Consider the following 14,874-nt stretch of genomic DNA (forward strand, 5'->3'; position numbering starts at 1 on the left):
GTTTATTTTAAAAATCTTCTAGTCTAAGTCCCTCTCCACTTAAAGGAGAGGTTATACATGAGGTTATTAAAAATCAAATAAATTAAAATTAAGTGTCAGTGAAATTAAAGTGATAATACTTTTTCACCACGAGCAATACCTGATACACCAGAGCGCACAACTTCGAGGATTGTATTCTCAGAAAGCGCATCGATAAAGCCATCAATTTTCTCAGTGGTACCAGCAATCTGAATCGTATAGCAGGTTGGTGTTACATCCACGATCTGTGCACGGAAAATATCAGCAGTACGCTTAATTTCAGCACGTGCTGAACCCAATGCTTTGACTTTAATCAGCATCAGTTCACGTTCAATGTGTGCACCCTCAGACAAATCAACAACTTTTACCACTTCTACCAATTTGTTCAATTGTTTAGTGATTTTCTCAATTTGATGATCATCACCATAAGTGGTCAAAGTCAAACGAGATAAGGTTGGATCTTCAGTCGGTGCAACATTTAACGTTTCAATGTTATAACCACGTTGTGAAAACAAACCCACTAAACGAGAAAGCGCACCTGCTTCGTTTTCAACGAGTACGGAAATAATATGTCTCATTCTGTACGCTCCCCTTTAGACAACCACATATCTTTCATTGACTGACCAGCAACTAGCATTGGATACACATGCTCTGAACGGTCAACCATGACATTGATAAACACACATTTATCATTAATCGCCATTGCTTCTTGAAGTTTAGACTCCAACTCATCTGCATGATCGATTTGAATACCAACATGCCCATAAGCTTCCATCAGCTTGGCAAAATCTGGCAATGAGTCTACGTAAGAACTTGAATGACGTCCTTCATAGTTCATATCTTGCCATTGCTTAACCATACCTAAAGCACGGTTATTTAAGCATAAAATCTTAACATTCATACCGTATTGCTTACAGGTAGAAAGCTCTTGGATACACATCTGAATCGATGCTTCACCGGTAATACATACCACCTGTTGATCAGGGAATGCGAGTTTAGCAGCCATTGCATATGGCAAGCCCACACCCATCGTACCTAGACCACCCGAGTTGATCCATTGACGTGGACGTACGTAAGTATAATAAAGCGCGCCAAACATCTGATGCTGACCAACGTCAGAGGTAATAATTGCCTGACTATTTGTAACACGATCAAGCGCTTGAACCACTTGTTGCGGCTTCATTACACCATCGGCACCCGCTTCATAACGTAAGCCATGAACCTTACGCCACTCATTAATTTGAGACCACCATGCTGCAATATCTTCAGGATTTGGTTTAGAAACATTCAACTGTTTCAATTGAACCAACATTTCTTGAAGTACAGGCTCTACCGCACCCACGATCGGGATGTGCGCCATAATGGTTTTAGAAATGGTTGCAGGGTCAATATCAATATGAATGACTTTCGCATTTGGACAGAACTTAGCGGGGTTATTGGTCACACGGTCATCAAAACGTGCACCAATTGCCAAGATTAAATCTGCATTTGCCATAGTCATGTTGGCTTCATAGGTACCATGCATCCCCAACATACCCACAAATTGCGGATCGTTCCCTGGGAAAGCACCTAAGCCCATCAACGTATTGGTCACTGGGTAGTTCAATAGATGAGCAAGCTCTGTTAAAAGCTCAGAAGCATTGCCTTGAACAACACCACCACCTGTATAGATGATTGGACGTTTTGCATTAATCAGTTCATCAATCGCCTTACGGATTTGACCTGAGTGACCACGATGCGGAGGTTGATACGAACGCATCTTCACTTTTTCAGGGTATTCGTAAGCAAACTTCTCTGCTGGATTTGTTGCATCTTTTGGAATATCAACAACAACAGGACCTGGACGACCCGAAGATGCAATATAAAATGCTTTTTTAATAATTGCAGGAATTTCACTTGCATGACGCACTTGGAAACTGTGTTTTACGATTGGGCGTGAAATACCCACCATATCCGTTTCTTGGAATGCGTCTTCACCAATTAAATGTGTTGCAACCTGACCAGACAAAATCACCATCGGGATTGAGTCCATATAAGCCGTTGCAATTGGTGTAACAGTGTTGGTTGCACCTGGTCCAGAAGTGACCAGTACCACACCAGTTTTGCCTGTTACGCGCGAGTAAGCATCAGCCATATGACCAGCTGCTTGCTCATGGCGTACGAGGTAATGATTGATTTTATCTTGTTTAAATAGCGCATCATAAATATGTAATACAGCGCCGCCTGGATATCCAAAAACATGTTCAACGCCTTCGTCCGCTAATGCGCGAACAAGCATGTCACCACCAGATAAAAGTTCCAACGTATTCACCCTAATCTTTTTTCCACAGCACTATGGGAGACATAGACTGTGTTTCATTCATTGATTGTGCGCTCTGTTATAGCACACATATTTACTCGTTTTTGCAGCAATAGAAAAATAAATCTTCACACAACCGTTTGGGTTATATGAATCACAGAAATATGTTGGGATAAACATCTTTCGGTATAGGTCACTTTCTCGGCTTAGAGAAAATGCTATTGCTCGCTTTGATATTCTTAATCGAAGGGTGATCGAAAAAAACATCTGAAACTAAAGCAAGCATTTTTGTAGTTTTAGCGAACAATGTCAAGGTTTCTCATGGTGTTTTTATTGATTATTTACCAAGCGACTATTTTTAAAACTATTCCTTTTTTTTTGACATTTTATAAATAATTTTTCAATGACTTATAAGCCAATAAATTTGCAAAAGAATTATTTTCAAATTTATATTTTTGTATAAAATATACACATTATTTTAAATACTTCATTCAAGCTCAATCATCTCATGTATATTCAGAATTGAATGATTTATAATTTCTTTTGAACTGTAGTTTTGAACAATAATATTGGGAAATGGGTTTTCAAATGAAACAACTTCAGCGCTTTTCAAAAACGATTTTACTCTCTGCCATTTTTACAACTGTTACGATGAGCACAACAGCGACGCATGCGAAGCAGTATTATAAATGGGTCGATAGCAAAGGCTCTACGCATTACACCACCACACCACCACCAAAAAATGCACGCAGTAAAAGTAAAGTGAACACCTATGGTTATCATGGCAGTTCAACCTCTGTGACTGCACAAAACACTCAAACCAATACCAATCAAACCGCACCACAGAATATTCCACCAAATCCTGTTCAAACGGGACAAGTTGCAAACCAACCTGCAAACGCTCCAATTCAAAACAACACCCCAGCAGAACCTGTAAATTCAGAAGCAAGATAATATTTTCAGTTCAATGTTGGCATAAAAATAATTTCTACATTTTTCAGTCTTAAATCGAGCGCAAAATTCACTTTTCTGTGCATTTTGCGCTATGCTGTAGCACACAGTTTTTTAACCATTACGCTCAAATACATTTATGACTACTCATATTGACCCTGAATATCAAGCAAGTGCGATTGAGCCCCAAGTCCAGAAAGACTGGGAAGATCGCAAATCGTTTAAAGTTGCCGACACTGTAGAAGGTCCACGTCGTTATATCCTCTCGATGTTCCCTTACCCAAGTGGCAAACTGCATATGGGTCATGTGCGTAACTATACCATTGGCGATGTGATTAGCCGTTTCCACCGTCTCAAAGGCGAAACTGTTCTACAACCCATGGGTTGGGATGCTTTCGGCTTGCCTGCTGAAAATGCTGCAATTGCCCATCAAGTTGCTCCTGCAAAATGGACCTTTGAAAATATCGCATACATGCGTGACCAGCTGAAAAAACTGGGACTTGCAGTCGACTGGGATCGTGAATTTGCAACCTGTACACCAGAATACTATCACTGGGAACAATGGTTATTTGTTCAGCTTTATAAAAAAGGCTTAATTTACCGTAAATTATCGACTGTCAATTGGGACCCTGTAGACCAAACTGTTTTAGCAAATGAACAGGTTGAAAATGGTCGTGGTTGGCGTTCAGGTGCATTGGTAGAAAAACGTGATATTCCAATGTACTACTTCCGCATCACCGATTATGCACAAGAATTATTAGACGATTTAGATACTTTAAAAGATGGTTGGCCACAACAAGTCCTCACCATGCAACGTAACTGGATTGGTCGTTCACAAGGGATGGAAATCACTTTCCCTTCAGCACAACCTGATGTTTATGCAGATGGTTTGACGGTTTATACCACACGTGGCGATACCTTGATGGGTGTGACTTATGTTGCGGTTGCAGCAGAACATCCGATGGCGTTAAAAGCAGCAGAAAATAATGCAGAACTCAAAGCATTTATTGAAGAATGCCGAATGGGCTCAGTTGCTGAAGCTGATCTTGCCACTGCTGAAAAGAAAGGTATGGCAACAGGTCTTTCAGTTAAACATCCAATCACAGGTGAAGAAGTTCCTGTTTGGATTGCCAACTATGTATTGATGTCATACGGTTCAGGTGCAGTCATGGCTGTTCCTGCGCATGATGAGCGTGATTTTGAGTTTGCTAATAAATACAACTTGCCAATCCAACAAGTCATCGATGCCAAAGGTGCGGATGATGCAGAGTATTCTTCAACTGAATGGCAAGAATGGTATGGCTCGAAAGAAGGTAAATTGGTCAATTCTGCTGAATTTGACGGTTTAGACTTCCAAGCCGCTTATGATGCAATCCTTGCAAAATTAGAACCACAAACATTAGCAAATGCGAAAGTTCAGTTCCGTTTACGTGACTGGGGTGTTTCCCGTCAGCGTTATTGGGGTTGTCCAATTCCAATGATCAACTGTGACAAATGTGGTCAAGTGACTGTGCCTGAAGAACAACTTCCTGTTGTTTTACCAACGGATGTGGTTCCAGATGGTTCAGGTAACCCGCTCAATAAAATGCCTGAGTTCTACCAGACTACATGTCCATGTTGTGGTGGCGAAGCACGTCGTGAAACCGATACTTTGGATACGTTTGTAGAATCTTCTTGGTACTACGCACGTTATGCTTCTCCTGACTTTACTGGCGGTTTAGTTAAGCCTGAAGCTGCACAATCATGGTTGCCTGTGAATCAATACATCGGTGGTGTTGAACACGCGATCCTGCATTTACTTTATGCACGTTTCTTCCATAAATTGATGCGTGATGAAGGTGTGGTACAAGGCAACGAGCCATTCACCAACTTGTTAACACAAGGCATGGTACTTGCGGATACTTACTATCGTGAGTCTGAGTCAGGTAAGAAAACGTGGTTCAACCCTGCTGACATCGACTTGGAGCGTGATGAAAAAGGTCGTATCACTTCTGCGAAATATCAAGGTGATGGTCAAGAAGTGATTGTTGGCGGTCAAGAAAAAATGTCGAAATCGAAAAATAACGGTATCGACCCACAAGCGATTATTGACCAATACGGCGCAGATACTGCACGTGTATTCATGATGTTTGCTGCGCCACCAGACCAATCTCTTGAATGGTCAGATGCAGGTGTTGAAGGTTCAAACCGTTTCTTAAAACGTGTTTGGCGTTTAACCACTGGCTTCCTTGAAAAAGGCAACAATGCTGCTGCGATTGATACAGCAAAATTATCCACTGAAGCGCAAGACTTACGTCGTAAGACTCATGAAACTATCCAAAAAGTGGGTGATGACATCGAACGTCGTCATGCATTTAATACCGCCATTGCTGCGTTGATGGAATTATTGAATGCAAACAATAAGTTTGAAGCAAAAGATGATAATGACGTGGCAGTTGCTCGTGAATCAATCATCACCTTGCTTACTTTACTTGCACCATTTGCACCACATTTAAGCCAAACTTTATTGGCTGAGTTTGGTATTGATTTAACTTCAGTATTATTCCCTGCTGTAGATGAATCTGCGCTTACTCGTAATACCCAAACCATCGTGGTTCAAGTGAATGGTAAGCTTCGTGGTAAGTTAGAAGTATCTGTCGATGCCTCTAAAGATGAAATCTTGGCACAAGCAAAAGCATTACCTGAAGTTCAACAATTCTTAACTGGTCCAACCAAGAAAGAAATCGTTGTACCGAATAAGTTAGTGAATTTGGTGGTTTAAAATATACCTCACCCTAACCCTCTCCTTTAAGGAGAGGGAAACTCCTTCTCCCTTTGGGATGAGGAATATATTCCGCAAGGGGATGAGGGTAATTAAATTTACTCTTCCTTCTGGATGAGGAACTAAAAGCCTACAAAGCCCGTTGTCATTCAACGGGCTTTGACTTTACAATCCAACTTAAGATTTTTAAATTATTTTCCATTGTGGAAATTTTGAGGACACCACATGCATTTAGTTCAACGTGTTGCAGCAGTTGTATTAACTTTGGGTCTAAGTGCAGGCTTAGTCGGTTGTGGTTTCCATTTAAAAGGAACCAATCCACAAGCAACGCCTTTGGTTTATACCAAACTCCAATTGGTACTACCTAAAAATACTGAAGACTTAGAAAAAAAACTCAGTGTCTACTTAACTGCGACAGGAGTACAACTGAGTAATGCCAATGATGCTTATGTACTCCGTGTACTTGACTATAAACCTGTGCGCCATGAGTTAAATGGTAAATTAGTTGAAACGATTTTACGTCTTTCTGTGACTTTTCAAATTGAAGATAAACAAGGCAATCCGATTACTGAACCACGTACCTTAAACGCTTCACGCAGTTATCAATATGATGTAGCCACAGTTAACACGGATGACCAACAATATAAATACCTAAGTCAAATCGTGATTGATGATATTGCACAGCAAATGTCACGTCAGATTGCAGCCAATCGTTTGCCAAAAGCGCGCATTACGCCAACTCAATCTGTTGCTCAATAATTAAAATTTAAGAAATATCTATGAAACTTGACTATTTACAAGCCCTCAAACGTGTCGACGAAGCGCGAGGCGTTTGGATTTTACATGGTCAAGAACCCTTATTAGAACAAAACCTGCTTGATGCCTTGAGAAAGAGTTGGACAAAGCATGAAATTGAACGACAACGCCATGATTTAAATAGTGTTTCAGACTGGAAAAATGTCTTTAATGCTTTAAATAGCTTGTCGCTTTTTTCTCAACATCTGGCTTTAGAAGTTCATGGCAATATCAAACCTGATGCCAATGGGCTTAAACAACTTAAACAATATATTCAGCACAATGAACATAATCTATTGATCATTGTATTACCGAAGCAAGATTCAAATAGTTTAAAATCTGCTTTTTTCCAAACCGTTGAAGCCAATGGCGTGGTTGTTTCGTTAACAGCCACTTATGCACAAGACCGCCAACGCATTTTAAGCATTGAAGCAGAAAAATTGGGCATCCAACTCAATCAAGATGCATGGACATGGCTTGAACAACACCATGAACATAATTTATTGGCTGCTAAAAACAGCTTAATGCGTGTCACAGACACCTTTCCAGATCAACAAACCATTGAAATAGAACATTTACAACAATGTCTACAAGATCAATCTCGCTATAGTACTTTTGATCTCAGTGATGCTTTGATCCAAGGGAATCTCGCATTATCCATAAAAATTTTTCAATATCTTTTAGAATCTGGCGAACCTGATAGTTTAATTCTGTGGACAATCAGTAAAGAAATGCGTCTATTGATGCAACTCTATGAGCAACCGCAAAATGCCTTACAACTCGGCATTTGGAAAACCAAAATTTCTTTGTATCAACAAGCACTTAGACGCCTCAATCCACATTCTTTTTTAGCATGGCCACAGCTTTTATTGCGTGTAGATGCTGCGATTAAAGGTATCAGCAAAGAGCGCCCTGAGCATATTATTCAGCAATGCATTGCAGAACTCTGTGGAAAAACGCTATTTATAAATCACTGATCAGCTTAGAATTCAATATATTATCATTATATAAAATAATTCTCATTTTCATTCATTTAAAAAAATCCACGCTTTATCCTTATTTACTCATTATAATTTGATCAATTTTTCACTTTACCTACTTATTGCTATGCCTAAAATAAAACCTGCAAAAATCATTGTTATAGCGGTCTGCCTTGCTATTGTTGCAGCAGCTGCATGGTACTTCCTCAAACCCAAAAATGTTCAACCTCAATACATTACTGCTGAAGTTACCCGTAGTGATATTGAAGACTCTGTCCTTGCAACAGGTGATCTAGAAGCCACAAAAATGGTCAGTGTCGGGGCACAGGTGTCTGGTCAGGTGAAAAAGATGTATGTGAAATTGGGCGACCAAGTCAAACAAGGTCAACTGATTGCACAAATTGACTCTGTTCGTCAGACCAATGATTTAAAAACAGCAGAAGCAAGCATTAAAAATCAGCAAGCACAACTTGCCACCAAGCAAGCCAACTTAGCCAAAGCAGAAGCAGAATATAATCGTCAAAAAAATATGTATGCTCAGGATGCAACATCAAAAGCGGAATATGAAAGTGCTCTAGCTGCATTTAAAACTGCTCAAGCCGAGATTGCATCGATGAATGCGCAAATTGAACAATCGCGCTTAACCCTCGCAACTGCCAAAGAAGATTTAGGTTATACCCAAATTAGCGCTCCGATGGATGGAACCGTCGTGGCAATTGTGACCGAAGAAGGTCAAACGGTAAATGCCAATCAAAGTGCGCCAACCATTGTAAAATTGGCTAAATTAGACACCATGACCATCAAAGCTCAGATTTCTGAAGCAGATGTAATGAAAGTTGAGGAAGGACAAAAGGTTTATTTCACAACTTTGGGTGATAGCGAGAAAAAACGTTATGCAACTTTGCGTCAAGTTGAGCCTGCACCTGAATCAATCAATACCGAAACAAGCTCAAATTCTTCTTCATCATCAAGCACCGCAATTTACTATAATGCACTGTTTGATGTGCCAAATGATGATGGAAAATTGCGTATTGATATGACTGCTCAAGTTTATATTATCTTGGCTGATGTGAAGAATGCGCTTTCAATTCCAGCAGCGGCTTTGCAAAATTCAAATCGTCCACAACGAGCTAAATCTAGCAACAGTTCTAATGCAAATGGCACAAATGCTGATTCATCCAAATCTGCTTCTGCACCGAATAAAGATGCTAAAAAATCAGATGATCGTCCTGAACGTTTAGAATTGACTGCCGATGAAAAAGCATTGGTTGATCAAGGCAAAGCTTCTGTTTCCGTTGTTCGTGTCTTACAAGCGGATGGTTCTGCAAAACGCAAACAAGTTTTAGTGGGTTTAAACAACCGTGTTACGGCGCAAATCATTCGTGGTCTAAAAGAAGGCGAACAAGTGGTCATTGCCGATGGCTCTGATACCTCGAATGATTCTGCAAAACGTAGTAACCGTGGTGGGATGAGATTTTAAATATGGATCATAACAATCAGAGTAATCGCCCATTATTAGAGGTGAGCAATCTGATTCGTGAGTTCCCCGCTGGTGAATCTACGATTCAGATTTTAAAGAGTATCAATCTCAAGATTTATGCTGGAGAGTTGGTTGCCATCGTCGGACAATCAGGTTCAGGTAAATCTACATTAATGAATATTTTAGGCTGTCTGGATCAACCGACTTCAGGCAGTTATCAGGTCAATGGACGCGAAACACGTGAACTTGAGCCTGATGAATTGGCGCAATTGCGTCGTGAATATTTTGGTTTTATTTTCCAACGTTATCACTTGCTTGGTGACTTAACTGCTGCTGGAAACGTTGAAGTTCCTGCGATTTATGCAGGGATGGATCCGTCTGTGCGCCAACAACGCTCACAGGAAATTTTGACTGAGCTGGGTTTAGGTGAAAAGACGCAGAACCGTCCCAATCAGCTTTCAGGTGGCCAGCAACAACGTGTCTCTATTGCCCGTGCCTTAATGAATGGTGGTGATGTAATTCTTGCCGATGAACCAACAGGTGCATTGGATAAGAATAGTGGTGTTGAAGTGATGCGGATTCTGCGCGAGCTGAATGCCAAAGGTCATACCATCATTCTGGTTACCCATGATATGAATGTGGCGAAAAATGCCACACGTATTATTGAAATCAGTGATGGCAATATCATTGCCGATAACCCCAATACACCACAGCATGATGATGAAATTGAAGTTGTTGCTGAACCAGAATCTAAGGTAAATCGCAAAAAATCATCGAAATGGCGTTCTGCGATTGATCGTTTTGCTGAAGCATTTAACATGGCTTTATTGGCCATGAATGCCCATCGCATGCGTACCTTCCTCACCATGCTCGGGATCATTATCGGGATTGCATCGGTAGTATCTGTCGTCGCACTCGGGAATGGTTCACAAAAGCAAATTTTGGAAAATATCAGCAGTTTGGGAACCAATACCATTACGGTATTCCAAGGACGTGGCTTTGGTGACAACTCCAAAACTGCACAATTTAAAACATTGATTCCTGCCGATGCTGAAGCACTGGCTGAACAGCCTTATGTGGAAGCGGTTAGCCCAACAGTAAATAGCAGTGTCACGGCGCGTTTTAAAGATACTGAAGCCTCAGCGACTGTGAATGGTGTCAGCAATGATTTCTTTAATGTCAGAGGGTTAGAATTTACATCGGGGCAAGCTTTTGACAAACAAAGTGTCACCCAACAAGCTCAAGATGTGGTGATTGATTCCAATACCAAAAATACTTTTTTCAGCGATGGTACAGATCCTCTCGGACAAGTGATTTTACTCGGTAGTGTACCAAGTCGAATTATCGGTGTGGTCGATGCCCAACAAGGCATGATGGGAAATTCTGACAGTTTAAATGTCTATTTACCCTACTCGACTGTGATGAGTCGTATGCTCGGGCAAGCCAATGTGCGGAGTATCATTGTCCGTGTTAAAGATACTTATCCGACTGCGGTTGCGGAAAATGCCATCTTAAGTTTGTTGGAACAACGTCATGGTGCGCAAGATGTCTTTACGCAGAACTCGGACAGTATTCGCCAAACCATTGAACAAACTACGCAAACCATGACTTTATTGGTATCTGCAATTGCGGTGATTTCACTGGTTGTTGGTGGTATTGGCGTCATGAATATCATGCTGGTTTCAGTCACTGAGCGTACTCAAGAGATTGGTGTACGAATGGCTGTGGGGGCACGTCAAAGTGATATCCTGCAACAATTCCTGATTGAAGCAATCCTTGTTTGTATCTTAGGGGGAATTCTGGGTGTACTACTCTCTCTTGGAATTGGACAATTGATTAGCCATGTTGCCAAAGGTAGTTTCCAAATGGCGTATTCAACCACGTCAATCATTGCTGCCTTTGTATGTTCAACCTTGATCGGTGTAGTGTTTGGATTTATCCCTGCACGCAATGCAGCGCAATTGAACCCTGTTGATGCACTTTCACGTGAATGATTAAAGAATAAGGAAAATATAATGCAAATGAATTTAACGAAGCTTGCAACTGCCTTGATTCTTGGAAGTTCGTTGGTCGGTTGTGCAGCAGTGGTCAAAACACCATATCAAGCGCCTGCGGTACAAGTGCCTAGTGGTTTTGCTTATGACAATGCAAAATCTAAGCAAATTCAAACCGATTTGTATGCAGACCAATGGTGGACATTGTTTGGTGATGCTCAATTGAATCAGCTGGTCGATCAAGTCATTCAAAAAAATGCTGACTTGGCTGTGGCTGGAATTAATTTACAAACTGCGCGTTTAAAAGCGGGTTTGGCACGTGATCAACAAGGACCTCGTGTTAGCTCAGGTGTTTCGACTGGACATTCGTTTGATTTAAATTCTGGTGATGATTCTGCAAAAGGGCTATCCCTTAGTGCTGGTGTCAGCTATGAAGTCGATTTATTTGGAAAATTAGCACGTCAAACTGAAGCCGCAAAGTGGGAATCTTTAGCAACTGAACAAGATTTACAAGCCACTGGTCAAACATTGATTGGTACAACAGCAAATTTATATTGGCAATTGGGTTATCTCAATGAGCGTTATAGTACAGCGCAACAAAGCCTTGCTTCAACGCAAAAAACTTATGAATTGGTCCGTACTCAATATAAAGCTGGCGCAGTTTCTGGTTTGGATTTAACTCAGGCTGAACAATCTGTTCAAAGCCAAAAAGCCAGTTTAAGTCAGATTGAACAACAATTGGTTGAAACACGAACAGCCTTAGCGGTGTTATTGCAAATTCCTGTTCAACAGTTAAATATCCAAGAACCGAAAAAATTACCACGTATAGCTTTACCGAATATTTCTGCGGGTTTGCCTGCGGATATTTTGTCACGTCGTCCTGACTTAAGAGCTGCGGAATTACGTTTACGTGAATCTTTAGCAAATAAGGATGCCACTAAAGCCAGCTACTACCCTTCAATCAGTTTGACTGGAAGTTTGGGTTCGACCAGTACGTCTTTGGCGAATTTATTGAAGAATCCTGCGTTGACTTTAGGTGCGAGTTTAAGCCTACCTTTTCTACAATATAATGATATGCAAAAAGATTTAAAGATCAGTGAATTGGATTATGAAAAAGCCATTATTCAATATCGCAATACTTTATATCAAGCTTTTGCCGATACTGAAAATGCACTTTCGAATCGCACTGAGTTGGACAAGCAAGTGGCTTTGCAACAGCGTAATTTAGAGCTTGCGGAGAAAACTGAAAGGCTGACTTTAGTGCGTTATAAGAATGGTGCGATTGCGTTGAAAAACTTATTAGATGCACAAGAAACTACACGTAATGCACGTTTGTCTTTGGTGCAAACCAAGCAGAGTCAGTACAATGCTTATGTGACTTTAATGCAGGCTTTGGGTGGCAGTCCGATTAAACAATTACCTTAATATTTAAAAAAAGCCCGAAAGGGCTTTTTACATTTCTAGGATTTAAATAACAAGAACTTTCTTTTTGATATATAGAATATACTCTATCCTTACACCATATATAAACAACTCTATAATTTTAAAGAATATGATCAATCAAAACCTAGCCATTATTTTATTATCTACTTTTGCTTTAAGTGCTTGTGCAAAAAATACTAATGATCAACAAACGTCGGCTACTAATAATCAAAAAAATGCTTCGCCTGAACTACAATCAAAAATTCAAAAATTGATTGAAAAAACCCAAAAAATATGATTTTTGTAGAAGGTGGCACCTTTATGATGGGCGACTTTGATTACTATGATAATAATATTGACAGCAAACCTGTACATAAGGTGACTTTAGACAGTTTTAGTATGAATGCTTACAAAACGACTTATGAGGATTTGGATATTTATAGTGAAGTCGCCAAAACACCAAAAGTCGTGTCAAAAGACTCACACTCTTCCAAATACAGATATTCGGTTTCAGCTGCAGATGTTTGATAGCAAGAGGGACGAAATTATTGCCAATGGTTGGGTAAACAACTCAATCTAAATATGGACTTGCCTACTGAAGCCCAATGGGAGTATGCAGCACGCAATAAAGATCAAAAGATTCACTTTCCAACCAATACTGGAAAAATTGAGGATGGTATTAATGTCTGGAGTTATGAGCAAAGAATTGAGTTACGCCATAAAAATAAAGCCCCTAAATCATTATTTTCTGAAATAGGTCAATTTCCACCCTCAGCTTTAGGCTTTTATGATTTAATTACAGATAACTATGAATGGATGCTTGATTGGTATGCTACAGACTACTATCAGCATTCTCCTGAAAAAACCCACAAGGCCCTAAGACAGGGACTGAAAAAGTATTACGTAGTTCTAAACCTCTAGATGGTCAAACCTTACTAATGGGCGAAGGCTTAACCGCACGACGTAGTCACGCTCACCCAATACAGCCCTCAGAAAGTGATTTTCCACAAAAATTCAAAGGTATTTTAAATCCTAATTTTGAAAACTCGGTGCGTTGTGTAGTAAATCAGCAAAAACCGATTTTATAAACATTAAATATCATGAATTGATCAATTATGCTTACTGTTTTAACAAAATCAATCTTTATCAACATGGTACATCCATCTAACATAGAAAAAATGATTCGTTTGGATATAAGAAATGCTAAAACAAAATATAATTGCGATCTTCCTATCAAGTGTTGCTTTAACCGCTTGTGCAAAAAACACGTCTGAGGCTCCTCAGACTAAAGCACAACAAGCAAATACCGAGATTAATCCTGAGCTACAAACAGAAATAAATAAATTATTAGAAAAAACAAAAAAGAATATGATCTTTGTCAAAGGGGGCTCCTTTATGATGGGGGACTTTGATTTCTATGATAATAATATTGACAGTAAACCCGTACATAAGGTGACTTTAGACAGTTTTAGTATGAATGCTTACAAAGCGACTTATGAGGATTTGGATATTTATAGTGAAGCCACCAATACACCAAAAGTCGTGTCAAAAGACTCACACTCTTCCAAATACAGATATCCAGTTTCAGCGGCAGGGGTTTCATGGCAAGAGGGACGAAATTACTGCCAATGGTTAGGTAAACAACTCAATCTAAATATGGACTTGCCTACTGAAGCCCAATGGGAATATGCAGCACGCAATAAAGGTCAAAAGATTCACTTTCCAACTAATACTGGAGAAATTGAAGATGGAATCAATGTTTGGGACTTTGACCAAAGAGAAGCACTAGTGAGAGAATTTAAGTCTGTGGGTGCCAATATTTCAGTCATTGGTCGATATCCTCCTTCTGCTTTAGGTTTTTATGATTTAATTACAGATAACTATGAATGGATGCTTGATTGGTATGCCGCAGACTACTATCAGCATTCCCCTGAAAAAAACCCACAAGGACCCAAAATAGGTTCTGAGAAAGTCTTACGTAGTTCTAAACCTCTAGATGGTCAAACCCTGCAAATGGGTGAGGGCTTGACTGTACGTCGTAGCCATGCTCACCCAGTACAACGTATTGACTATCCAGATGATTTTAAAGGAAGTATAAATGCAAACTTTAAAAATGCTGTGCGTTGTGTAGTAAATCAGCAAAAACCGATTGTATAAAATTACTAGAAATAGCT

At 39.9% G+C, this 14,874-nt stretch carries 10 protein-coding genes and 1 pseudogene; 9 read left to right on the forward strand and 2 right to left on the reverse strand.

Annotated elements, in window-relative coordinates; translation table 11 throughout:
* Positions 1–104: 104 nt before the first annotated feature.
* Positions 105–596 (reverse strand): acetolactate synthase small subunit, encoded by a 492-nt coding sequence (gene ilvN, locus BEN71_RS16135; protein WP_068973259.1) that lies wholly within the window; start codon positions 594–596, stop codon positions 105–107.
* On the reverse strand, positions 593–2,320 hold the full coding sequence (locus BEN71_RS16140) for an acetolactate synthase 3 large subunit (protein ID WP_068973258.1): 1,728 nt from the start codon (positions 2,318–2,320) through the stop codon (positions 593–595). The genes ilvN and BEN71_RS16140 overlap by 4 nt, the downstream gene beginning before the upstream one ends.
* 585 nt (positions 2,321–2,905) lie before the next feature.
* Here BEN71_RS16140 and BEN71_RS16145 point away from each other — a divergent pair.
* From BEN71_RS16145 to BEN71_RS16185, 9 genes and pseudogenes are all read left to right on the forward strand, one after another.
* Entirely contained in the window at positions 2,906–3,271 is a 366-nt protein-coding gene (locus tag BEN71_RS16145; RefSeq protein WP_068973328.1) for a DUF4124 domain-containing protein, read from the forward strand.
* A gap of 136 nt (positions 3,272–3,407) precedes the next feature.
* Positions 3,408–6,029, forward strand: a complete 2,622-nt coding sequence (gene leuS, locus BEN71_RS16150) for a leucine--tRNA ligase (RefSeq protein WP_068973257.1) — start codon at positions 3,408–3,410, stop codon at positions 6,027–6,029.
* Positions 6,030–6,254: 225 nt separating this feature from the next.
* Positions 6,255–6,788, forward strand: a complete 534-nt coding sequence (locus BEN71_RS16155; protein ID WP_068973256.1) for an LPS-assembly lipoprotein LptE — start codon at positions 6,255–6,257, stop codon at positions 6,786–6,788.
* Between the two features lie 20 nt (positions 6,789–6,808).
* Entirely contained in the window at positions 6,809–7,801 is a 993-nt protein-coding gene (gene holA, locus BEN71_RS16160) for a DNA polymerase III subunit delta (protein ID WP_068973255.1), read from the forward strand.
* A gap of 130 nt (positions 7,802–7,931) precedes the next feature.
* Positions 7,932–9,284 carry a MacA family efflux pump subunit gene (locus tag BEN71_RS16165; RefSeq protein WP_068973254.1) on the forward strand — a complete coding sequence of 451 codons (1,353 nt, stop codon included), beginning with the start codon at positions 7,932–7,934 and terminating at the stop codon, positions 9,282–9,284.
* 2 nt (positions 9,285–9,286) lie between these two features.
* Positions 9,287–11,278, forward strand: a complete 1,992-nt coding sequence (locus BEN71_RS16170; protein WP_068973253.1) for a MacB family efflux pump subunit — start codon at positions 9,287–9,289, stop codon at positions 11,276–11,278.
* A gap of 21 nt (positions 11,279–11,299) precedes the next feature.
* Positions 11,300–12,703, forward strand: coding sequence for an efflux transporter outer membrane subunit (locus BEN71_RS16175; protein WP_068973252.1), 1,404 nt, complete (start codon positions 11,300–11,302; stop codon positions 12,701–12,703).
* Positions 12,704–12,830: 127 nt separating this feature from the next.
* Positions 12,831–13,788 (forward strand): annotated as a pseudogene (locus tag BEN71_RS19555) (formylglycine-generating enzyme family protein).
* A gap of 112 nt (positions 13,789–13,900) precedes the next feature.
* Positions 13,901–14,857 (forward strand): formylglycine-generating enzyme family protein, encoded by a 957-nt coding sequence (locus BEN71_RS16185; RefSeq protein ID WP_068973251.1) that lies wholly within the window; start codon positions 13,901–13,903, stop codon positions 14,855–14,857.
* The last annotated feature ends 17 nt before the right edge of the window (positions 14,858–14,874 follow it).

Origin of the sequence: Acinetobacter wuhouensis (genome assembly GCF_001696605.3) — a bacterium.
In the GTDB taxonomy this organism is placed as follows: Bacteria; Pseudomonadota; Gammaproteobacteria; order Pseudomonadales; family Moraxellaceae; genus Acinetobacter; species Acinetobacter wuhouensis.

Bases quoted from the DNA above. Each gene is read 5' to 3' on its own strand.
- ilvN (WP_068973259.1), bottom strand. From the start codon at position 596: ATGAGACATATTATTTCCGTACTCGTTGAAAACGAAGCAGGTGCGCTT.
- BEN71_RS16145 (WP_068973328.1), top strand. From the start codon at position 2,906: ATGAAACAACTTCAGCGCTTTTCAAAAACGATTTTACTCTCTGCCATT.
- leuS (WP_068973257.1), top strand. From the start codon at position 3,408: ATGACTACTCATATTGACCCTGAATATCAAGCAAGTGCGATTGAGCCC.
- BEN71_RS16155 (WP_068973256.1), top strand. From the start codon at position 6,255: ATGCATTTAGTTCAACGTGTTGCAGCAGTTGTATTAACTTTGGGTCTA.
- holA (WP_068973255.1), top strand. From the start codon at position 6,809: ATGAAACTTGACTATTTACAAGCCCTCAAACGTGTCGACGAAGCGCGA.
- BEN71_RS16165 (WP_068973254.1), top strand. From the start codon at position 7,932: ATGCCTAAAATAAAACCTGCAAAAATCATTGTTATAGCGGTCTGCCTT.
- BEN71_RS16170 (WP_068973253.1), top strand. From the start codon at position 9,287: ATGGATCATAACAATCAGAGTAATCGCCCATTATTAGAGGTGAGCAAT.
- BEN71_RS16175 (WP_068973252.1), top strand. From the start codon at position 11,300: ATGCAAATGAATTTAACGAAGCTTGCAACTGCCTTGATTCTTGGAAGT.
- BEN71_RS16185 (WP_068973251.1), top strand. From the start codon at position 13,901: ATGCTAAAACAAAATATAATTGCGATCTTCCTATCAAGTGTTGCTTTA.